The following is a 21,519-nucleotide window of genomic DNA, read 5'->3' as shown; positions in this document are numbered from 1 at the left end:
CCCATCTCAGCGGCCGGCGGCAACGCGCTGTCCGGCGCCAGCAGCCAGCACTTCAGGCGCTCGGCGGCTCCCGGAGACAGGTTGAAGGTGCGGTGGAGCGCGTTGGCGAGTTGCGGCCGGCTGATCCCGATCGCCGTCGCGACATCCTCCTGCCTAACCGCCCGGCGTCGCTTGGCGGCAACATACGCGATCCGGATCGTCTCCGGCATCGGCCCCTGACCCCACTGCTCGCACGCCGTCCGAAGCTCCCCATCCGCCTGAGGTTCGGGCAGGATCGAGAGTTGGACGGCGTCAGCCGGCTGAGACGGGAGCGCCGCACGAACCGGAATCCGAAGCTGACCACGATCCTCAAGCGCTGGCGGAGGTGTAGAGTGGGATGCCCTCGCCGGGCGGGCCCTCGGCCTGTCGGCCGAGGCATCCAAAGATTTTTCTCTCTCCTCCGATTCGGTCTCGCTCGACAGCGGACGGTCCCCACCCTTTCGATCGGCTATGCGCGGTATTCCGCGAATGAGACAGGTCCGTCCGGCCCTACCAGTCCCTACGGGACTTACCGCGGACGCACTTGTCTCACGGGCATTTGCGGACAGACCTGTCTCAACCAACTCATTTGCGGACGGACTTGTCTCACGGACGGATTTCTGACGGCGATAGTACGTGGCCCGAGACACGCCCGCCGCGATCCATGGCTCCACCGCTGTCGCCGAGGCTCCTTCATATTCACTGCGGGAGACGGCGCCCTTCTCGCGTCGAGCCTGTAGCTTGCGGGCCCTATCCTTGATCCGCCGGATCTCCGCCTTCACCTCCGGCGTGCCACCGACGAAGCTGATGGAGTGCAGGTCCAGCGTCTCATGCTCCTCCCACGTGACGTTGAGGTCGCGGGCAATGCCGTCGGCGCGTCGGGGTTTCCGCCGCGGATAGGTCGTGAACTCGGCGAGGAGTTCGTCCAGCCACCATTGCGGGCGGTCGCTCAGGCAGGGCAGGTGCGCGTCAATCCAGGCTCCCAAGCTGCTTCGGTGGGCCGGACAGCCCGGCTCCCGCATCGTGAAGAGCAACGTCGGCAGCGCAGCGCGAAGATAAGTCTCGTCGCTTGTCCAGATCGTGCCGGGGGCGTTGTAGTCGATGCCACATCGGTACTCGATCAGGCGCTCTATTTCGGATAGCCGCTGATGGTTGCGGAAGCGGGGGCGCGGACCATTGTCCTCGGGCTTCTCCATCTGACCGAGAACGGCCCCGCCCACCTTCAGCGGCGCGGCCATCCGGGCCGGCACGATGCGGCCGGCGGGCTTGTCCCACCGACTCAAGGCTCGCCTCGCCGGACACCTTCCGCACTGCCGAAGAGATCAATCTCGGGCTCGGGGGAGCCCAAAGGCGATCGGCGCCACGGCCGGGTGCAGATCAGATGCTGCACCGCCCTGAAGATGAGGATCTTTCCTTCACCCGAGAGACTGTCCCAAGCGGGTGACGCCTTGATGAAGGCGAAGACCTCGGAGCCAATGCCGATGAAATCGGACCGGCTTGTTCCTGGCTGCGCGCGTTCAATGATATCAGCAAAGTCCGCGAAGGAGTGCCCCGAACGCTCACGCCATTGGTCGAGGATTCTGCGGTGGGCTGCCGCAACCTGCTCCCGGCGGAGATGCGCCTTGGATAGGCTCCTCATCGTCCACCGCCCGGAAGCGCCGCCACCGCCTCCCGCTGCGTGGCAAAGGCGCCAATGAGGGCGCCGTCAGAATCGAAGGACACGAAGCGCGAGGCACCCGAGCCAGTATCGAGGATCGTGCCGAGGCGGTGGCGCCCATCATAGGCGCTAAAGCGAGCAACGCGTTGGAAGGCCCGCTTTGCTGCGGTCAAGGTGAGAGGGGCAGCCATGATCAGGCCACCCGCTTCGGCACAGGGCGGCGGATCGACCGCTCAATGTAGTCCTGAAGATCGGACTGCCGGTAGCGGACACTGCCACCGAGCTTGACGAAGATCGGACCCTGGCCGCGGGTGCGATAGTTGCGCAGGGTGCCGGTGGCAACCTTCAGGAGGCGCGCGGCCTCCTCCTCATCAAGGAGCGGGGAAATCTGAGAGGACAAGAATACCTCCTAGGAACGGGAGGTCTCTCATTCACACCAGGTTTCGCGTGTTGGATATTGCGGGCGAAGTCTAATCTTCCTCCGCATCCCGCCATGGCGGATCAGGTTGCATATTCTGCCACCATCCGTCCTGTTGCCATTCTGCAATACTATCCTTGAGGGTGCTCGCCTTCACCTCACCAAGATCATAGACGCTATGAACGAATGCGACGAAGCGATGGAGGGGCCCTCCATTCGTCTTCGCTACGCGCTTCCCCGCCCACGTCCACGTCTGAAATAGGTTCGGCCAAAGCCTGCTCGTAATCGGCGACTTACCCGCATTCTCCCTCTTCGGCAGCCCGAGATGGAGCCGAAGACGCCTATCGTCTGAGAGAGCGAATTCGGCGTTCCGCCGAACCTGCTTCGCGGTCTGGATAAAAACCATTAATTTTCGTTGATCGATGTCGTGAAGCTTGGTCATGTCCAAGACACCATCTTCCATTGCATCTTGTCGGTCGCTCATCGCACCCGGTTCGCGCATCAACTCTTCCGCAAGCGGTTCGTCTTCGAGGAGACGAGCAAGAATCGCGGCCGTCGTGGCAATACGCTCAAGACGTTTTCTCTCCACCTTGATATCGGGTATCACGGCCCGCGCGGCCTCTTCCTCTTCACATGTCCAGACCCAAGACTGAATCCGGATTGCGATATCGGCGGCGTAGGACTTCTTCTCAAGCCCCAACATCTCTTGCAGCCGGCTAACGTCCCGCGCCGTAAATGCCGTTCCGAAATAGCGACTGGGATGCTTTGTCACCGCAGCACCCCCCGCCCGAACGCAGCCGCCCGCTCCGCAGCCGTCCGGCGACGCCCCTCGCTCGCATGCAAGTAGCCTTGCGTCGTTTTCAGATCCGTGTGACCGAGGAGCGCCTGAACGGACACCACATCGGCACCGCTCGCCAGTGCGCCCGTCGCGGCGCTGTGCCGAAGATCGTACGGACGGAAGCGCTCCACCCCTGCCCTATCCTGAACGGCTTTGAGCTGCTTGTGGACGGACGCGATCGGCTGGCCGTAGCGGCGGCCCGCGAACACATAGGGACAGCCCTGGACCTTCGGCGTCGCATCCAGCACCTGCATTGCGGCGTCAGTCAGGTGGATTTCCCGCTCGCCCGTCTTGCCGACGACGGTCATCCGTTGGCGCGGCAGATTGATCCGCTCCCATGTCATCGTGCGCACCTCGCCGGGCCGCAGGCCACATATCAGCGAGAGCCGGATCAGGTTGGCGAGCCAGGGCGAGATTTCGTTCTCCGCCTCCATCGCAGCGAGCGCCTCGCCGAACTTGCGGATCTCCTCAAGCTCGAGCGCACGAGGCGGACGGCGCACAGCGGGCTTGAGCTTGAGGGAATCGGCAGGGTTCCGATGGGTCTCGGGGAGATAATGCTTCTTGTTCCTCGCGAAGTTGATCGTCTTCTTGATGAGCGTGTTGGCATACGCCTTGTTACGGGCGCCGGGCACACCGCCAACCGCCTTCTCGACATCGGCCGGAGTGATGTCCCCGACCAGCTTCTTTCCGAGACTCGGAAGAAACAGACGCTTCGCCCGATCCTCATAATCCGTGATCGTCGCTGGCGAGCACCGGAGCTTGTCCAATTCGATCATCTCGTTCCAGACCGCCTGAAACGTCGGCATGTCGCGGTGGATGTCCACGGTCAGGTCTACACCCTTCCGAGCAGCAACAAGCGTCTCGGCGGCTTGATCACGTGCCTGAGCATAGGAGAGCAGCCGGGTCGAACCGAGCGCGACACGGCGACGACGCTGCCCGATCTTGAAGTCCACGATGTAGGAGGTAGCGCCCTCGGTGACGCGGACGCCGAAGCCAGCCAAGCTTTCATCCCACAGGAAACGGCGTCCGCCCGGCTTGATGCCGTCCACGATCCGCTGCGTCAGCTTCTTGGTGCGAGAAGCTTGTGACACGGATTTTACTCCGTCCCGAAATTTGGTCTCGTGTCACGTCCATGTCACCGATGCGACGTGATTTCAAGTGACACGACGTTACGTACCCTTCCCTTTCATCGTAGCTATATCAGCGGCTTACACACGCCAGATTACACAGAATGACGGAGAGAGATAACCATTTTTAGGACTCTGACTCCGTTAGTCGAGGTTCGAATCCTCGTCCCCCAGCCAGCCTCTTGCAATCCTCATCTTCGCTTCCGTCGTCCCAAGGCCGATCGGATTTCCTCCATGGAGGCGTCGGGTCCCGGCCTTTCTCTCAGCCGCCCGCCCGACACGTCCCCGTGCGCGTCGCGCCGATATCCAGGTCGGCGATCACGAAGGGCTTGGCGGCGCGGCGCGTAAAGGTCTCCACATAAAGATGCTGAAGCGGCCGGCCGTCCGCGGAACGGATCGACTGGAGGCCGTCCATATCCGCTCCGAAGCGTCGCTTCACGCCTGTCCACTCCTGCATCATCCCGAGATGCGGGCCCGCGACTGCGCCCGTGTCGTCGTTGACCGTGAAGCGGTCGCCGACATAGCTGCCTGCAGCATCCGGCTCGTGCGCGCCGGCAGCAGCGAGGCCGTAGGAATGAAGCACCTCGCACGTCCAGACTACCGCCGCAGCGGCATCGCCGCTCCAGGCGCCGAGAGCTATCGCAACCAGCGGAACGATCCCTTTCATGAGGCGTCTCCGGTCATCCCAGCCCATCGCTACCGGCTTCGCAGCCCTCGTGCCAAGGCGGCGACACCGCTCGGGGCTATCTGGCCGCGTCCCTGAATCGGGGGCTGCATCCCCCGGCCGCTCCCTCTTTGCTTGCCGGCCGCGACCTGATTTTATCGCCCCTCCCCCGGCCAGGAAGCGACCGTGCCCGTCATTCAGTCAGCGAGCGAATTGGGATCGGAGGAGGCCCGGGCGAATCGCGCGGCCTGGGCAGGGCTTCGCGAGGAGCTGATCGCGAGACGCGAGGCCGCCGCGGAAGGCGGCAGCAAGCGAGCGCGCGACCGTCATGTGGCGCGCGGCAAGCTGCTCCCGCGCGAGCGGGTGCTGCGGCTGCTCGATCCGGGCTCGCCCTTCCTGGAGATCGGGTCCCTCGCGGCCTGCGACATGTATGGAGGGGACATCCACGCCGCCGGCATGATCGCGGGGATCGGGCGCGTCTGCGGCCGCGAGGTCATGATCGTCTGCAACGACGCGACGATCAAAGGCGGCACCTATTATCCGATGACGGTGAAGAAGCATCTGCGCGCCCAGGAGATCGCGCGCGAGAACCGGCTGCCCTGCCTCTATCTCGTCGATTCGGGCGGGGCGAACCTGCCCCAGCAGACGGAGGTCTTCCCGGACCGGGAGCATTTCGGCCGCATCTTCTACAACCAGGCGACCCTCTCCGCTCTCGGCATTCCGCAGATCGCCTGCGTGATGGGTTCCTGCACGGCAGGCGGCGCCTATGTGCCGGCCATGTCGGACGAATCCATCATCGTGCGCCGGCAGGGCACCATCTTCCTCGGCGGGCCGCCCCTCGTGAAGGCGGCGACGGGCGAGATCGTGAGCGCGGAGGATCTCGGCGGCGCCGACGTCCATGCGCGCCTCTCGGGCGTCGCCGATCACTACGCGACCGACGACATCCATGCCCTCGCCATCCTGCGCCGGATCGTCGGCACGCTGAACACCGTCAAGGCGCCCGGGCTCGACCTCGCCGAGCCGGCCGAGCCCCGCTATGCGGCCGACGACCTCGAGGCGATCGTGCCGACCGACCTCAAGAAGCAATACGACATCCGCGAGGTGATCGCCCGGCTCGTGGACGGGTCCGAATTCGACGAGTTCAAGCGCCTCTACGCGACGACGCTCGTCACCGGCTTCGCCCGGCTCTGGGGCATGCCGGTCGGCATCCTCGGCAATAACGGCATCCTCTATTCGGAGAGCGCGCTGAAGGGGGCACATTTCATCGAGCTGTGCTGCCAGCGCCGCATCCCGCTCCTGTTCCTCCAGAACATCACCGGCTTCATGATCGGGCGCGACTACGAGGCCGGCGGCATTGCCAGGAACGGGGCGAAGCTCGTCACCGCCGTCGCGACCGCCGCCGTGCCGAAGATCACCGTGCTCGTCGGCGGCTCCTACGGCGCGGGCAATTACGGCATGTGCGGGCGCGCCTACGGACCGCGCTTCCTCTTCACCTGGCCCAATTCGCGCATCTCGGTGATGGGGGCCGAGCAGGCGTCCTCGGTCCTCGCCACGGTGCGGCGCGACAATATCGAGGCCGAGGGCAAGGCATGGTCGGCCGAGGAGGAGGACGCCTTCAAGGCCCCGATCCGAAGCCAGATCGAGGCGGAAGGCTCGCCCTATTTCGCGACCGCGCGGCTCTGGGACGACGGCATCATCCTGCCCTCCGAGACCCGCCGCGTCCTCGGCCTCGCCCTTTCCGCCACCCTCAACGCGCCGATCCCGGAGACGAGGTTCGGCGTGTTCCGGATGTAGCTCCGATCGCCGTCATGGCCGGGCTCGTCCCGGCCATCCCGAAACTCTCGCGCCCCGACCGGGACGGCCGGATCGAGCCCGGCCATGACCGAGGGGAAGGGATGCCAGGATGAAGACCCTCACCTCCGTCCTCGTCGCCAACCGGGGCGAGATCGCCTGCCGGGTGTTCCGCACCGCAAGGCGTCTCGGCCTGCGGACCGTCGCGGTCTATTCGGATGCCGACAGGGACGCGATGCATGTCGCGGAGGCCGACGAGGCCCACCGCATCGGCCCGGCTCCCGCGGCCGAAAGCTATCTGCGGATCGAGGCCATCGTCGAGGCCGCGCGGAAGGCCAGGGCCGACTGCATCCATCCGGGCTACGGCTTCCTCTCGGAGCGTGCGGAATTCGCCGAGGCTTGCGAGGCGGCTGGCATCGTCTTCGTCGGACCGCCCGCCTCGGCCATTCGGGCAATGGGGCTCAAGGACGCCGCCAAGGCGCTCGCCGAGAAGGCGGGCGTCCCGATCGTGCCGGGCTATCACGGCGAGCGCCAGGAGCCGGACTTCCTGCGCCGGAAAGCCTACGAGATCGGCTATCCGGTGCTGATCAAGGCGGTGGCGGGCGGCGGCGGCAAGGGCATGCGCCGCGTCGACAAGCAGATGGAGTTCGAGGCTGCGCTCGAAAGCGCGCAGCGCGAGGCCGCGAGCGCATTCGGCGATCCGCGCGTCCTCGTCGAGAAATACGTGCTCTCGCCGCGCCATGTCGAGATCCAGGTCTTCGCGGACGGGCACGGCAACGCCGTCTCCCTCTTCGAGCGCGACTGCTCGCTCCAGCGCCGGCACCAGAAGGTGATCGAGGAGGCGCCCGCCCCCGGCATGCCGGAAGAGATGCGCGCGATCATGGGCCGCGCCGCGACCGAGGCCGCGAAGGCCGTGGGCTATCGCGGCGCGGGCACCGTCGAGTTCATCGCCGACGGGCGCGAGGGCCTGCGGCCCGACCGCTTCTATTTCATGGAGATGAATACGCGTCTCCAGGTCGAGCATCCGGTCACGGAGGCGATCACGGGGCTCGACCTCGTCGAGCTGCAATTCCACGTCGCCGCCGGCCATCCCCTCCCCTTCTCCCAGGACGACCTCGTCATTCGCGGCCATGCGGTTGAGGCGCGGCTCTATGCCGAGGACCCGGCCTCCGGATTCCTGCCCTCGACGGGCAGGCTCTGGGCGCTCGGCCTTCCGGGAGGCGAGGGCGTGCGGGTCGATACGGGGGTGCGCGAGGGCGACGCCGTGACCCCGTTCTACGATCCGATGATCGCCAAGGTCATCGCGCGCGGCGAGACGCGCGACGAGGCGCTGGACCGCCTCTCAACGGCACTCGGCCGAACCGTCGTCGCGGGGCCGAAGACGAATGTCGCGTTCCTGCGGACCCTGTGCGACGCGCCGGGCTTCCGGTCCGGCACCTTCGATACGGGCTTCATCGACCGCAATCTCGGCGCGCTCGTGGCCCCCGGCGACCGCCGCGCGGCCGTCGCCGCCGCGGCCGTGAAGCTGCTCGAACTTCACGACCGGGCCCTCAATCCCCCTGCCCTGAAGGTCGCCGGACAGGGGCATGTCACCTGGGGGCGAGACCCGTGGCGGCGGCGCGACGCCTTCCAGTTCTCCGGGCCGCGGCGCAGTCCGGTCCTCCTGAGCGTCGAGGGGGAGAAGGTCGCGGTCGATCTCGCCTGGGACGAGCAGGAACGCGTCCGCGTGGCCATTCCCTCCTCCGGGTATGACGCATGCCCTGAACTCGGCTGGAGCGACGCCACGCATCGCGACACCTTCGACAAGGGGCGTGGCGAGTTGGTCGTCGCGGGGGACGCCGTGCTCGCCGTCCACGAGGGGCGCCAGACCCGAGTCGCCTTCTTCGATCCCTTCGATGTCGATCTCGAACATCTCGACGAGGGCGGCACGGTCAAGGCGCCGATGCACGGCAAGGTCGTCGCCGTCTTCGTGGCCCCGGGCGAGCGCGTCACCAGGGGCCACCGCCTCGCCGTCCTGGAGGCGATGAAGATGGAGCACGCCCTCCTCGCCCCCTCTGACGGCGAGGTCGCGGAGGTCCTGGCCGAAGCCGGGCAGCAGGTCGCCGAGGGCGCGCGGCTGATCGTGCTGAGGGCCGAAGAGGGATAGCCCCCCCTCAGGAAGGCGGAAGGCGCTTGCGCAATTCCGCCGCGGACAGCTCCTCCTGCGCCGCCTGCCAGAACGGCTCGCGCTGCTGGAAGAGGCGCGCCCGGTCGAGGCCGCCGACGAGGACCGGCTCGAAGCCGATATCGCGCACGAGCCGTTCGGCGACCTGCACGGCCTGCGGATCGTCGCCGGCGAGCGGCATGCCGATGCGCGGCTCGCGGAAGCCGAGGGCAGCGAATTTCGCCGCCCCCATGGTGTTGAAGACCCGCACGACATGCGCTCCCGGAAGCATCTCGCGCGCCACCACGCCGATGCCGCGCCGGGAGACCGCCTCCACGATCGCCGGATCGTCGCGCGGGGCGACCGCGTTGCCCGCATCGAGCACGGGCTTGCCGCGCCAGATTCCGGCGAGATCGCGTCCCACCTGCTCCATCGCGCCATAGGGCACGGCGACCAGCACGGCGTCGCCGAAGGCGGCGGCCTCGGCCGGCGTTCCCGTGCTCGCCTTCGGTCCGAGAGCCGCGGCCATGTCCTTGAGCTGGTCGGGATGGCGGGAGGAAAACATCACATTGTGGCCCGCCTTGATCCAGAGCGTGCCGAGCGCCTTCCCGAGCCGGCCGGAGCCGACCGTCCCGATCTTGAGCCCTTCCGCTTGAGCGCTCGCAGCGCCAGGGGCGACGAGGGAGGCGGCGAGGAGTGCGAGCGCTTCCCTGCGGCGAAGCTTGATGTCCATGGCGGCGTCTCCCGAGTGTGGAATCCCGGATAACGCGCGAGAGCGGGAAATGCGCCATGCCTGCCGGCCATGCTCAACATTCCGTCAACGCCGGGCGCGTTCACTGTCGGGAACGATTCGCGCCTGCCCTAATCAGGCCACCGCCCTGGATCACAACCGGATCGCCGCCGGACCCGATAGCATGCCGCCCCTCGCCTCCCTTCGCCTCGCCGCTCCGATCCTCGCCGCTCTCCTCGCCGCTTCCGGCGCCGAGGCTCAGCCCGCCCACCAGGCCAAGCCGGCGAAGACCGTCGCCGCCAGGCACGGCGCTGCCGCGCCGCAGGCGAGCACGGCGCCGAAGGAGGATTTTTCGGCCTTCGTCGCCGCCCTCTGGCCGGATGCCCAGCGCGCGGGCGTCTCGCGCGAGATCTTCGAGGCGGCCCTGTCCGGCGTGACGCCCGATCCGAAGGTAGCGGCGCTCACGAAGAAGCAGGCGGAATTCTCCAAGCCCATCTGGGTCTACGTCAACGGCTCGGTCTCGCCCGCGCGCCTCGCCCAGGCGAGCCGCATGGCCGCCGCCTATTCCCCGACGCTCGACTGGGTCGAGAGCAGTTACGGCGTGCCGCGCGAAATCGTGCTCGCGGTCTGGGGCATGGAGAGCGGCTTCGGCGCCAACACGGGCGGGCTCTCCGTCATCCGCTCGCTCGCCACCCTCGCCCATATGCGCTATCGCGGCACCTTCTTCCGCGACGAGCTGATCCAGGCGCTGCAAATCCTCCAGGCCGGGCATGTGACGCCGGCGGGCATGAGAGGCTCCTGGGCCGGCGCCATGGGCCAGACCCAGTTCATGCCGTCGAGCTATCTCGCCTATGCCGTCGATGCCGATGGCGACGGCCATCCGAATATCTGGACCTCGGCGCCGGATGCGCTCGCCTCCACGGCCAATTACCTCCGCCGGAAGGGCTGGCAGCCCGGCCTCCCCTGGCTGGTCGAGGTGAGCCTCCCGGCCGGGATGGATCTCGGCACCTATCGCCGCGGCTTCGGGGACTGGGCGGCAATGGGGGTGCGGCGCGTGGACGGGCAGGCCCTGCCCGGCTCGGGCAACGCCAATCTCTTCATGCCGGCCGGCATCCAGGGGCCGATCTTCCTCGCCGGCGACAATTTCGAGGTCATCCGCGCCTATAACTCGTCGGATGCCTATGCCATGGGCGTGGGCTATCTCGCGAACCGCATCGCCGGGGGCGGCGCCTTCACGCGCGCCTGGCCGGCGAAGGCGCTCTCCCATCCCGAGCGCACCGAGGTGCAGAAGCGCCTCGCCCAGCTCGGGTTCTATCGGGGGGAAACCGACGGGCGGCACGGCTCGAAGACGCGCGAGGCGCTGCGCAGTTTTCAGGCCCGCCACGGCCTCGTGACCGACGGCTATGCCGATTTCGCCGTCCTGAAGGCGTTGCGCGGGAAATAACCGCCCCGCAAAGCGGCGTCAGCCGCGCCCACTCGCGAAACGGCGGAGCCAGGAGAGGCCGGCCGCCGTTCCGGCGCGCGGCTGGTATTCGCAGCCGATCCAGCCCGTATATCCGAGCCGCTCGATCCAGCCGAAGAGGAAGTCCCAGCCGATCTCGCCCGTGCCCGGCTCATGGCGTTTGGGAACGTCGGCAACCTGTATGTGCGCGATCAGCGGCATCAGGGCTTCGAGCCGCCGCGCGACATCGCCCTGCGCGGTCTGGCAGTGGTAGATATCGAATTGCACGCCGACCCTTTCGGGCCCGAGGGCGGTCGCGATCGCGGCCGCCTGCTCCTGGCTGCGCAGGAAATAACCCGGAATGTCCCGCCCGTTGATCGCCTCGATGGCGAGCTTGACCCCGGCCGCCTGCGCCTGCTCCGCCGCCCAGGCGAGGTTGATCGCGTAGAGCGCGGCGGCCGTATCGTAAGGCACCCCGCCCGGCACGATTCCGGCCATGAGATGGACGAGCCGGCAGTCGAGGGCATCGGCATAGTCGAGCGCGAGCCGCACGGAATCGCGGAACTGCGCCTCGCGGCCCGGGATGCAGGCCATGCCGCGCTCGCCGCGCGCCCGATCCCCGGAGGGGCTGTTGAAAAGCACCTGCCGGAGCCCGGCCGCGTCGAGACGCCGGCGGATCTCCGCCGCCGGGACCTCGTAGGGCACCAGCAGCTCGACGCCCTCGAACCCCGCCTCGGCCGCCGCCGCGAACCGGTCGAGCAGCGGCAGCTCCGTGAACAGGAAGTTCAGGTTGGCGCAGAACCTGAGCGCCATCTCACAGCCTGCGCTCGATCTCGGCGCAAAGCCGGTCGGTGAAAGCTTTGGTGCCGAGTTCTCCGCCGAGATCGCCGGTGCGGGTCTCGGGGCTTTTCACCAGTTCGTCGATCGCCGCGTCGATCGTCTCGGCCGCGCGGCGCAAAGTCGGCCGGCCACGCCTCCCGGCGAGCCATTCGAGCAGCATGGCGGCCGACAGGATGAGCGAGCAGGGATTGGCCTTGTCCTGCCCCTGGATGTCGGGCGCCGAGCCGTGCTGCGCCTGCGCCATGCAATGGGCGTCGCCCGCATTGATGGCGCCGCCGAGCCCGAGGCTGCCCGACAGCTCGGAGGCGAGGTCGGACAGGATGTCGCCGAACATGTTGGTCGTGACGACGACGTCGAAGCGCTGCGCGTCCCGCACCAGCATCGCGGTCATGGAATCGATGAGCTGGTCATCCGCCTCGATATCCGGGTAATCGCCCGCGACCGCGCGGCATTCCTTCAGGAACAGAGCGTCGGAGACCTTCAGCACGTTGACCTTGTGGACATAGGTCAGCTTGCGCCGGGGCCTCGTCTTCGCGATCTCGAAGGCGGCCTTCGCGATGCGCCGCGAGCCTTGCGCCGTCACCTTGCGCATGGCGATGGCGAGGTCGGGGGTCGGCATGAACTCGCCGGTCCCCATGAACATCGTGCGGTCGGCATAGAAGCCTTCCGTGTTCTCGCGCACGATGACGAGGTCGAGCGGCGTGCGGCCGTAATGCGCGATCCCCTCACGGCACCGGGCGGGGCGGATATTGGCATAGAGGTCGAGCTGGACGCGCAGATGCGCCGAGCAGTTGATGCCGCCCTTGTCCCGCGCCGGATAGTCGGAATGCGAGACAGGCCCGAGGATGATGCCGTCGGCCGCGCGCGCCGCCTTCAGCACCTCGTCGGGGAAGGTCGAGCCGTCCCTCGCGAGGCGGGCGAGGCCGATCTCGTGTGTCTCGAAGGTCAGTCCGAGCGAAAGCCTGCGATCGAGGAGCCGGAGCACCCGGATCGTCGCTTCGGAAATCTCAGGCCCGATCCCGTCTCCGGGCAGAACGACGAGTTTCATGGTGCTCCTCCAGGCGGATGGGCGCCCCTGCCGCGGCGGCGCCTCCGCGAGGATTCTCCTTCCGCCCGTCCTCTCCGCCGCGCAAGCCCGGCGGCGCATCCTTTCGCTCCTGTCGAAAGACGAAAGGCTCGAGCCCGGCCCGCCATCTGGCGAAGGCCGCCGAGCCGTGCCACGATCGGCAAATGATCGATCGCCATTCCCGGAATCGAGGCCGGGCCGACGCGAGGTTCCCGGAGACGGCGCGGCCCCCCGGGCGCCCGCCGAAGACGCTCGAAACTCCGCATTTCTTCGCGACCGCCCCGGAGGCCCTGGAGGCGGATCCCTGGCTCGCGGCCATCGTCGAGCATTCCAACGACGCCATCCTCAGCAAGACGCTCGACGGCGTGATCACGAGCTGGAACCGCAGCGCCGAGCGCCTGTTCGGCTTCACCGCGGCTGAGGCCATCGGACGCTCCATCACCATCATCATCCCGGAGAACCGGCTGCACGAGGAGGAAGACATCCTTCGCCGGATCAAGGCCGGGCAGGTCGTGGAGCATTTCGAGACCGTCCGGCGGCGCAAGGACGGCGAGCTGATCGACATCAGCGTGACGATTTCCCCGGTCCGCAACAAGGCGGGCGACATCCTCGGCGCCTCGAAGATCGCGCAGGATGCGACCGCGCAGAAGCGCGCCCGCGCCGAGCAGGCCCTCCTGCTGCGGGAAATCCAGCATCGCATCAAGAACCTGTTCAGCCTGGCCTCGGGCCTCGTCTCCCTGAGCGCGAGAGGCGCCACGACCGCCACCGAACTCGCCACCGATCTGCGCGGGCGCCTGCACGCCCTCGCCCGCGCCCACAGCCTGACGCTGCACGACATCGACGGCGCGAGCCAGCCCGGCACCGAGGCCACCTTCCTGACGCTGCTGGAGGCGATCCTCGCGCCCTACCGGCACGAGCATGGCTCGCATATCGCGATCACGGGAGACGACGTGCCGCTGGCGCGCAATTCGCTGACCTCGGCCGCCCTGCTGCTGCACGAGCTGTCGACGAACGCCGCCAAATACGGTGCGCTCTCCTCCCCGCAAGGCCGGCTCGACATCGAGGTCGCCAAGGACGGCGACCGCCTCCTCGTCCGATGGATCGAGCGGAGCGAGGGCGTCGTCGCCTCCGGGCCCCGGCAGGAGGGATTCGGCACGAAGCTCGAACAGGCCGCTCTCCAGGGCATGATGGGGCAGATCTCCCGGAACTGGAGCGACGGCGAACTCACGATCGAGATCGCCTTTCCCCTGGACACCCTCACGGGCCAGCCTCGCTGACCGGGTCCGGGCAGGCCGTCAGGCGAAGCGCACGCCCCGCTCCTGCGCCCGCAGGCGCGGATCACGCGAGCGGATCGTGACCGGCCGGCCCTCCAGGATCTCGAAGCAGCGCGCCAGCGTGTCGTCGGACAGGCGCTGCATCGCCTCCTCCGTGAAGAAGGTCAGGTGCGGGAAGAGGATGACCTCGTCGCGCCCGAAGAGGGGACTCAGCGGATGCCCCTCCCTGGCCAGGGGCTCGCGGGAATAGACGTCGAGGCCGAGCCCGCCGAGGCGCCCGGCGAGGACCGCGTCGACCAGCGCCCGCTCGTCGATGAGCGCGCCCCGCGCGACATTGACCAGGATCGCGGACGGCTTCAGGCAGGCAAGCTCGGCCTCGCCGATCACGTGTCGCGTCTCTCCGTTCAGGACCGCATGCAGGGACACGAAGTCGCTGACGCGCAGCATCTCGTGCAGGCTCCCGGCCTTCTCCACCCCGTGCTCGGCCATGGCCGCCGCATCGACGTGGGGATCATAGGCGAGGATTCGGGCGCGAAAGCCGCGCCCCGCCATACGAGCCATCGAGCGGCCGATCTTGCCGAAGCCGACGAGGCCGAGGGTTCTCCCGGCAATGTCCCGGCCGAGCCAACCCTGCCCGGGCCAGATCCAGCCCTCCGCCTGGACCGCCCGCGAGATGGCCGGCAGGCGCTTCGCGAGCGCGATCAGGAGCGCGAAAGCGCCCTCGGCGACGGTCTCCTCCGCATATTCGGGCACGTTGACGACGGGGATGCCGCGGGCGCTCGCGGCCGGGATGTCGATCGCGTCGATCCCGACGCCGTATTTCACGATCCCCCGCAGGTTCGGGGCCCCCTCGATCACGCGCGCCGTGACCGGCGTGTAGCACATCAGGAGGAGGTCGGCGTCGCCGACCTCCCTGATCAGATCGGCTTCCGGGATGCCGTCGGGAAGGGTCACGAGATCGACGCCGCGCGCCCGGAGCCCCGCATCGATGGCGGGGCATTCCAGTTCCCGGTCCGTGCGCACCGCCTTCATCGCGGCCTACCAGGTCCCGGTATTGGGCATGGACAGCCAGGGCTCGGCCGGCGCCTTGTGCTCTCCCTTCTGCAAAAGCTCGATGGAGATGTTGTCGGGCGAGCGCACGAACGCCATATGGCCGTCCCGAGGCGGACGGTTGATGGTCACCCCCGCCTCCATCAGCTTCCGGCAGGTCTCGTAGATGTCGTCGACGCGGTAGGCGAGATGGCCGAAGCTGCGCCCGCCCGTATAGGTCTCGGGGTCCCAGTTATAGGTCAGTTCGAGCAGCGGCGCGCTGGCGCTCTTCGCCGCCTCGAGATCCCCCGGCGCGGCCAGGAAGACCAGCGTGAACCGCCCCTGCTCGCTCTCGCGCCTGCGAATCTCGACGAGGCCGAGCTTGTTGCAATACCAATCGAGCGAGGCGTCGAGATCGGTGACGCGGACCATGGTGTGCAGATATTCCATGCGGCTCCATCCTCCTGCTGGGCCAGGAGACTAGCCCGCCGGGAACGGCAGCAAAAGCGCCGGCGGCCGCGGGACGCCCCTGCATGAATCCACATGGCTCACATGCGGCGGCAGCGTCCCCTATCCGAATCGCAAGACCCTCAGCGCGGGCAGCCGAGGGCATCCTCCTCGGCCTGGATCCGGTTGACCTCGCGCCGCTCGGCGCGGGACAGTTCCCCATAGGGCGGGAAGCAGCCGGGGCCGAAGACCGCGCGCGCCCGGGCGGTGCGGAAGCAATAGCCGTTGCGGGCATAGATCGAATTGCGCCGTTGCCAGAGGCTCTCGCATTCGCCCTGCGCCCGGGCCTCCTGCATGCCCGCGAGGACCAGCGGGGCCGCGATTGCAGCCGCGATCCCGCAGGCCGTGAGCATCCTTGTGATCGTCATGGCGAATTCCTCCGGCGCCGCGCCACGGGAGCATCCCGAATGGGATGTATCCGCGCAAGATGTCGGGAGCGTTTCGCCGCCGCGGCTACCGCATCGCGGCGGCGTTGACGATGCCGGCCGCGAGCGAGGCCGCGCCGAGGAAGAGGGCCGCGGACATCTCGCCCGCGGCGATGCGGTCCGACAGGCGCGGCACGATCAGGCGCACGAGCCAATAGGTCAGGATCTGCACGCCGATCGCGACGACGCCCCAGACCACCGCATCGAGGACGCCCTGGGCATAGACGACGGCGCTGGAGAGCGGCAGCGCGAAGCCGACAAGGCTGAAGCCCAGGGCCAGGGCGGCCGAAAGGACGTTCTGGCGGATGAGGGAGAATTCGTTGCGCGAGGTCGCCTGCGTGTAGACGAGGAGATAGAGCGCGACGAGCGCGGTCGCGGTGACGAAATAGGTGAGGAAGCTTTCCAGCCCCGCAATCGCTGTCACGTCCGGCTCCGTTCGACGAAAGAGTTGGGGAGGCCGCCCCTACATCAGGCGCGACTTCTCGAGCGCGGCGCCGACGAAGCTCGTGAAGAGCGGGTGCGGATCGAAGGGGCGCGATTTCAGCTCCGGGTGGAACTGGACCCCGACGAACCAGGGATGGCCCGTCAGTTCGACGATTTCCGGCACGATGCCGTCCGGCGAGAGCCCGGAAAAGACGAGGCCCTTCTCCTCCAGCCGGTCGCGATAGGCCATGTTGACCTCGTAGCGATGGCGGTGGCGCTCGGAAATCTCGGTCGTGCCGTAGATTTCCGCCACCCGGCTGCCCTTGCGCAGCCGGGCCGGATAGGCGCCGAGCCGCATCGTGCCGCCGAGATCGCCCGAGGCGAGGCGCGTCTCGAGTTCGTTTCCGCGCAGCCATTCGGTCAGGAGCCCGACCACGGGCTCGCTCGTCGGGCCGAATTCCGTCGAGCCCGCCTCGGGAACCCCGGCCAAAGCCCGCGTGGCCTCGATCACCGCCATCTGCATGCCGAAGCAGATGCCGAAATAGGGCACCGCCCGCTCGCGCGCGAACCGGGCCGCGCGGATCTTGCCCTCGGCTCCGCGCTGCCCGAAGCCCCCCGGCACGAGGATGCCGTTGACGCCTTCCAGGAAGGGGGCTGGATCCTCCTTCTCGAAGATCTCGCTCTCGATCCAGTCGAGATGGACCTTCACCCGGTTGGCGATGCCGCCGTGGTGGAGCGCCTCGATGAGCGACTTATAGGCGTCCTTGAGGCCGGTATATTTGCCGACGATCGCGATCGTGACCTCGCCCTCGGGATTGCGGGTGCGCTCGACGATCGTGTCCCAGCGCGACAGATCGGGATTCTTCGACTGGCGCACGCCGAAAATCCGCAGGATTTCCTCGTCGAGCCCGGAGCGGTGGTAGGAGAGCGGCACTTCGTAGATGGTGCCGACGTCGCGCGCCTCGATCACCGCGCTCTCGCGGACGTTGCAGAACAGGGCGAGCTTGCGCCGCTCGTCCGCCGGAATCTCGCGGTCGCAGCGGCAGAGGAGGATGTCGGGCTGGATGCCGATGGAGCGCAGCTCCTTGACCGAATGCTGCGTCGGCTTGGTCTTCAATTCACCCGCCGAAGGGATGAAGGGCAGGAGCGTCAGGTGGACGAAGAGGGCCTGTCCGCGATCCAGCTCCTGGCCGAGCTGGCGGATCGCCTCGAAGAAGGGCAGGCCCTCGATGTCGCCGACCGTGCCGCCGATCTCCACGAGGACGAAATCGAAGCCCTCGTTGCCGTCGAGGATGAATTCCTTGATGGCGTTGGTGACGTGCGGGATCACCTGGATGGTCGCACCGAGATAGTCGCCGCGCCGCTCCCTGGCGATGATGTCCTGGTAGATGCGGCCGGTCGTGATGTTGTCGGACTTCGTGCAGGGGCGCCCGGTGAAGCGCTCGTAATGGCCGAGGTCGAGGTCGGTCTCCGCGCCGTCGTCGGTCACGAAGACCTCGCCGTGCTGATAGGGGCTCATCGTGCCCGGATCGACGTTGAGATAGGGGTCGAGCTTGCGCAGGCGGACCTTGAAGCCGCGCGCCTGGAGAAGCGCGCCGAGAGCGGCCGAAGCGAGACCCTTGCCGAGCGAGGAGACCACGCCGCCGGTGATGAAGACATACCGCGTCATGGGGTTTTCCGCTTAACCGTCGATGGAGGGTTTGAACAGGGCTCAAAACGCGCGGCACCCTTCCGCCCACCACGGGTGGACGGAAGCGCGCCGATCGCGGGGAGGATTCGCGCCGGGGCGAGGATCAGCGCGACTGCGGCACCTGGGGCGGCGGCGGCGCGGCCGGCGTCGCCGGGGCGGCGGGCGCGGCCGGAGGCGTGCCGAGCTGAAGCGGCGGCTCGCCGCCGGAGGCGGGGCTGTCCGGCGCTGCGGGCTGGCCTGCGGGCGAGCCCGAGCCGTCGAAGATCGATTTCGGCGCCGAGCCCCGATGGGCCATGATGCCGAGGATGAGGCTGGTCGCGAAGAAAGCCGTCGCGAGGATCGCGGTGGCGCGCGTCAGCGCATTGGCCTGTCCGCGCCCGGTCATGAAGCCGCCGACGCCGCCCCCTCCCCCGCCGCCGAGGCCGAGGCCGCCCTCGGAGCGCTGCAACAGCACGACGCCGATGAGCGCGAGAACGACGAGAAGATGGATGACGATGATGACGGTTTGCATAGGGAACTCGAGAGCGCGGGCGGACCGGCCGGCGCAATTGCGGGCTCCCTAGCACGTGACAGGCGGCAAATGAAAGGCGGCGCGGTTACGCAGGAGGCAGGCTGTCTCCGAGACGGAGCCGCGAGCCTGGAATCTCAGGCATATGCCGCCGCGATCCCGAGGAAATCCTTCGCGACGAGGCTCGCCCCGCCGACGAGCGCGCCGTCGACATTCGCCACGCCGAGCAATTCGCGGGCATTGCCCGGCTTCACCGAGCCGCCATAGAGGATGCGGATGCCGGCGGCTTCGGCTCCTACCATCTCGTCCAGCACACGGCGGATATCGGCATGCATCGCCTCGACATCGGCGAGCGTCGGCACGAGGCCGGTGCCGATCGCCCAGACGGGCTCGTAGGCGACGACGATGCTCGCGGCGCTCGCCCCCGCGGGCAGCGAGCCCCGGACCTGTGCGCCGACGACGGCGAGCGCCCGGCCCGCCTCGCGCTCCTCGCGCGTCTCGCCCACGCAGACGATGGCGGTCAGTCCCGCGGCGAGGGCCGCCTCGGCCTTGGCCTTCACGGCGGCATCGCTCTCGCCGTGATCGGTGCGGCGCTCGGAATGTCCGACGATGACATGCGTCGCGCCGGATTCGACCAGCATCTCGGCCGACAGGTCGCCCGTATGCGCGCCGCTGGCCTTGGCGTGGCAATCCTGCGCGCCCACCGCCACGCGCGAGCCGAGAGCGACAACGGCGGCGGCCTGGAGAAGCGTCGCCGGCGGGCAGACGAGAAGATCGGCGCGGGAGCGCAGCTCGGCCGTATAGCCGAGCCCGATCTCGGCGATGACGCCGAGCGAGCGCTTGACGCCGTTCATCTTCCAATTGCCCGCCACGAGGGGTTTCGGCCGCCTGCCCGCCATTCGGTCCTCCAAAGATCGCGCGGGGCGTAGCAGAGGCCGCCCGGCGCGGCAACGCGCGCGCCCGCCCACTCTTTCCGGGCGGGCCCGGTTACGGTAGGGCGGGCGGCGGAACGGGACGGACAGGATGCTTCGAGGGATCAACAGGATCGGTCAGAGCTGGGTCGGCCGCGTGATCGTGGCGATCATGTTCGGCTTCCTGATCATCAGCTTCGCCATCTGGGGCATCGGCGACATCTTCCGGGGCGGGGTGCGGACGCAGGTCGCGACGGTCGGCGGCGTCGACATCCCGGCCGAGGCGTTCCGCAACGCCTACCAGCTCGAATACCAGGCGCTGATCCGCCGCACCGGCCGCTCCATCACGCCCGAGCAGGCGCGCGCCTTCGGGCTCGAGGACCGGGTGCTGGCGCGCCTGATCTCCGAGACCGCCTTCGACCACGAGACGCAACGCTACGGCCTCCACATCTCCGACGAGACCGTCGTCAAGGCGATCCAGGCCGATCCCAGCTTCAAGGGGCCGGGCGGCCTCTTCGACCGGACCCTCTTCTACGACGTGCTGCGCCAGAGCGGGATGAGCGAGGCGCAATATGTGCGCGAGCAGCGCTTCGTCATGGCGCGCCAGCAGCTCGCCGAGGCCGTTTCGGGCGCCTTGCGCATCCCGCTCGCGATGCGCGAAGCCGTGCATCGCTACCAGGCCGAGAGACGCTCGGCCGAGTTCGTCCGCCTGCCGGCGAGCGCCGCGGGCGAGGTGCCGGCGCCCGACGAGGCGAAGCTGCAGGCCTTTCACGACGAGCGGAAATCCTCCTTCCGCTCGCCCGAATATCGCAGCGCGACGCTGCTCGCGATCAGCCCTGCGATTCTCGCCAAGCCGGACGCGGTCTCGGACGAGGATGCCCGCGCCTATTACGCCCGCGTGAAGGACACGCGCTTCGGCGCGCCCGAGAAGCGCACCATCCAGCAGATCATCTTCCCGACCCGGGAGCAGGCCGAGGCGGCCTCGGCGAAGATCAAGGCCGGCGCCACCTTCGAGGAGATCGCCAGGGAGAACAAGGTCGACGACGCGACCCTCAACCTCGGCACGCTCACGCGGGGCGAGATGCTGGACGAGGCGAGCGCCGAGGCCGCCTTCGCCCTGCCCGAGGGAGGCGTCAGCGAGCCGGTCGCGGGGCGGTTCGGGACCGCGCTGCTCCACGTGACGAAGATCGAGAAGAGCACCCTCAAGCCCTTCGAGGAGGTGGCGGGCGAGGTGAAGGCGGAGATCGCCCGCGAGCGCGCCCGGAACGAGATCCAGTCGCTGCACGACGCGATCGAGGACCAGAGGGCCGGCGCCAAGACCCTGGCCGAGATCGCGAAGGACAAGAACCTCCCGCTGGTCGAGGTGCCCGCGGTCGATCGCGGCGGCCGCGACAAGTCCGGCCAGCCGGTCGCGGCCCTCGGCGGCCAAGCCGCCCTCGCGGCGGCGATCTTCCGCAGCGATGTCGGCGCCGACAACGAGGCCGTGAACACCCCCGACGGCGGCTATGTCTGGTTCGACGTGACGGGAATCGATCCCGCCCGCGACCGCCCCCTCGCGGAGGTCCGCGATCAGGTCGTTGCGGAATGGCGGAAAGCGGAAGTGGCGCGGCTGCTGGCGGAGAAGACACAGATTCTCGTCGGGCGGATCGACAAGGGCGAGAGCATGGAAGCGCTCGCCGCCGAACTCGGCCTCAAGCGCGAGACGGCCACCGATATCGAGCGCGGCAAGGCCAGGGACGGATTGCCCGTCGTCGCCATCACGCTTCTCTTCGCGACGCCGGTCGGCAAGGGGGGCAGCGCCGCGCCCGACGACGAGAGCCGCATCGTGTTCAAGGTGACCGGGGCGACGGTGCCGCCCTTCATGACCACGACCCAGGAAGCCGCCGGCGCCGAGCGCCAGCTCCGCACGCTCCTCACCGACGATCTGCTCGCGCAATATCTCGCCGATGTGGAAAAGCGGATCGGCGTGCAGGTCTTCCGCAGCAATATCCGCCGCGCCATCGGCGGCGAGGGCTGAGA

At 68.2% G+C, this 21,519-nt stretch carries 21 protein-coding genes; 5 read left to right on the top strand and 16 right to left on the bottom strand.

Features of this window, described 5'->3' with window-relative positions:
• The 6 genes from PKD06_RS03780 to PKD06_RS03755 form a co-directional block, all read right to left on the bottom strand.
• A partial coding sequence (locus tag PKD06_RS03780; RefSeq protein WP_324377744.1) for a hypothetical protein occupies positions 1 to 1,301 on the bottom strand: 1,301 nt, incomplete at its 3' end.
• Positions 1,298 to 1,657, bottom strand: a complete 360-nt coding sequence (locus PKD06_RS03775) for a hypothetical protein (RefSeq protein WP_324377743.1) — start codon at positions 1,655 to 1,657, stop codon at positions 1,298 to 1,300. The genes PKD06_RS03780 and PKD06_RS03775, both read right to left, overlap by 4 nt.
• 211 nt (positions 1,658 to 1,868) lie before the next feature.
• Positions 1,869 to 2,075: a helix-turn-helix domain-containing protein gene (locus tag PKD06_RS03770; RefSeq protein WP_324377741.1), complete on the bottom strand. Its 207-nt coding sequence runs from the start codon at positions 2,073 to 2,075 to the stop codon at positions 1,869 to 1,871.
• Positions 2,076 to 2,145: 70 nt separating this feature from the next.
• Positions 2,146 to 2,865, bottom strand: coding sequence for a hypothetical protein (locus tag PKD06_RS03765; protein ID WP_324377739.1), 720 nt, complete (start codon positions 2,863 to 2,865; stop codon positions 2,146 to 2,148).
• Positions 2,862 to 4,022, bottom strand: coding sequence for a tyrosine-type recombinase/integrase (locus PKD06_RS03760; protein WP_324377737.1), 1,161 nt, complete (start codon positions 4,020 to 4,022; stop codon positions 2,862 to 2,864). Before PKD06_RS03760 ends, PKD06_RS03765 begins: the two co-directional genes overlap by 4 nt.
• A gap of 298 nt (positions 4,023 to 4,320) precedes the next feature.
• Complete coding sequence (locus PKD06_RS03755; RefSeq protein ID WP_324377735.1) at positions 4,321 to 4,725, bottom strand: hypothetical protein; 405 nt, start codon at positions 4,723 to 4,725, stop codon at positions 4,321 to 4,323.
• A 183-nt stretch (positions 4,726 to 4,908) separates the two neighbouring features.
• On the opposite strand from PKD06_RS03755, the gene PKD06_RS03750 reads away from it, so the two are divergent.
• Together PKD06_RS03750 and PKD06_RS03745 are read left to right on the top strand one after the other, a co-directional pair.
• Entirely contained in the window at positions 4,909 to 6,516 is a 1,608-nt protein-coding gene (locus PKD06_RS03750; protein ID WP_324377733.1) for a carboxyl transferase domain-containing protein, read from the top strand.
• Positions 6,517 to 6,625: 109 nt separating this feature from the next.
• The gene (locus tag PKD06_RS03745; protein ID WP_324377731.1) at positions 6,626 to 8,659 is read left to right on the top strand and encodes an acetyl/propionyl/methylcrotonyl-CoA carboxylase subunit alpha; all 2,034 of its coding nucleotides are present in this window, start codon (positions 6,626 to 6,628) and stop codon (positions 8,657 to 8,659) included.
• A gap of 7 nt (positions 8,660 to 8,666) precedes the next feature.
• On the opposite strand, the gene PKD06_RS03740 is transcribed toward PKD06_RS03745, so the two are convergent.
• Complete coding sequence (locus tag PKD06_RS03740) at positions 8,667 to 9,389, bottom strand: NAD(P)-binding domain-containing protein (protein WP_324377729.1); 723 nt, start codon at positions 9,387 to 9,389, stop codon at positions 8,667 to 8,669.
• Positions 9,390 to 9,570: 181 nt separating this feature from the next.
• Between PKD06_RS03740 and PKD06_RS03735 the strand changes: the two genes are divergently transcribed.
• Complete coding sequence (locus PKD06_RS03735; RefSeq protein ID WP_324377727.1) at positions 9,571 to 10,830, top strand: lytic murein transglycosylase; 1,260 nt, start codon at positions 9,571 to 9,573, stop codon at positions 10,828 to 10,830.
• A gap of 18 nt (positions 10,831 to 10,848) precedes the next feature.
• On the opposite strand, the gene otnI is transcribed toward PKD06_RS03735, so the two are convergent.
• Positions 10,849 to 11,640, bottom strand: coding sequence for a 2-oxo-tetronate isomerase (otnI, locus tag PKD06_RS03730; RefSeq protein WP_324377725.1), 792 nt, complete (start codon positions 11,638 to 11,640; stop codon positions 10,849 to 10,851).
• Between the two features lies 1 nt (position 11,641).
• Positions 11,642 to 12,715, bottom strand: coding sequence for an isocitrate/isopropylmalate dehydrogenase family protein (locus tag PKD06_RS03725; protein ID WP_324377723.1), 1,074 nt, complete (start codon positions 12,713 to 12,715; stop codon positions 11,642 to 11,644).
• A 182-nt stretch (positions 12,716 to 12,897) separates the two neighbouring features.
• Here PKD06_RS03725 and PKD06_RS03720 point away from each other — a divergent pair, with 182 nt between their 5' ends.
• Positions 12,898 to 14,010 carry a PAS domain S-box protein gene (locus tag PKD06_RS03720; protein ID WP_324377721.1) on the top strand — a complete coding sequence of 371 codons (1,113 nt, stop codon included), beginning with the start codon at positions 12,898 to 12,900 and terminating at the stop codon, positions 14,008 to 14,010.
• Between the two features lie 18 nt (positions 14,011 to 14,028).
• On the opposite strand, the gene PKD06_RS03715 is transcribed toward PKD06_RS03720, so the two are convergent.
• The 7 genes from PKD06_RS03715 to tpiA form a co-directional block, all read right to left on the bottom strand.
• Positions 14,029 to 15,039 carry an NAD(P)-dependent oxidoreductase gene (locus tag PKD06_RS03715; RefSeq protein ID WP_324377719.1) on the bottom strand — a complete coding sequence of 337 codons (1,011 nt, stop codon included), beginning with the start codon at positions 15,037 to 15,039 and terminating at the stop codon, positions 14,029 to 14,031.
• A 6-nt stretch (positions 15,040 to 15,045) separates the two neighbouring features.
• Positions 15,046 to 15,486 (bottom strand): VOC family protein, encoded by a 441-nt coding sequence (locus PKD06_RS03710; RefSeq protein ID WP_324377717.1) that lies wholly within the window; start codon positions 15,484 to 15,486, stop codon positions 15,046 to 15,048.
• 140 nt (positions 15,487 to 15,626) lie between these two features.
• Positions 15,627 to 15,911, bottom strand: coding sequence for a YARHG domain-containing protein (locus PKD06_RS03705; RefSeq protein WP_324377715.1), 285 nt, complete (start codon positions 15,909 to 15,911; stop codon positions 15,627 to 15,629).
• Between the two features lie 85 nt (positions 15,912 to 15,996).
• On the bottom strand, positions 15,997 to 16,392 hold the full coding sequence (locus PKD06_RS03700; protein WP_324377713.1) for a DUF350 domain-containing protein: 396 nt from the start codon (positions 16,390 to 16,392) through the stop codon (positions 15,997 to 15,999).
• 39 nt (positions 16,393 to 16,431) lie between these two features.
• Complete coding sequence (locus PKD06_RS03695) at positions 16,432 to 18,060, bottom strand: CTP synthase (RefSeq protein WP_324377711.1); 1,629 nt, start codon at positions 18,058 to 18,060, stop codon at positions 16,432 to 16,434.
• Between the two features lie 124 nt (positions 18,061 to 18,184).
• Complete coding sequence (gene secG, locus PKD06_RS03690; protein WP_324377709.1) at positions 18,185 to 18,592, bottom strand: preprotein translocase subunit SecG; 408 nt, start codon at positions 18,590 to 18,592, stop codon at positions 18,185 to 18,187.
• Positions 18,593 to 18,726: 134 nt separating this feature from the next.
• The gene (gene tpiA / locus PKD06_RS03685; RefSeq protein ID WP_324377707.1) at positions 18,727 to 19,488 is read right to left on the bottom strand and encodes a triose-phosphate isomerase; all 762 of its coding nucleotides are present in this window, start codon (positions 19,486 to 19,488) and stop codon (positions 18,727 to 18,729) included.
• 124 nt (positions 19,489 to 19,612) lie between these two features.
• On the opposite strand from tpiA, the gene PKD06_RS03680 reads away from it, so the two are divergent.
• Positions 19,613 to 21,517 (top strand): SurA N-terminal domain-containing protein, encoded by a 1,905-nt coding sequence (locus PKD06_RS03680; protein WP_324377705.1) that lies wholly within the window; start codon positions 19,613 to 19,615, stop codon positions 21,515 to 21,517.
• Positions 21,518 to 21,519 lie beyond the last annotated feature (2 nt).

Source organism: Enterovirga sp. (assembly GCF_035325185.1).
Taxonomy (GTDB): Bacteria; Pseudomonadota; Alphaproteobacteria; order Rhizobiales; family Beijerinckiaceae; genus Enterovirga.
The sequence above is the reverse complement of the archived record's forward strand: the minus strand, read 5'-3'. Positions and strand labels throughout refer to the sequence as shown.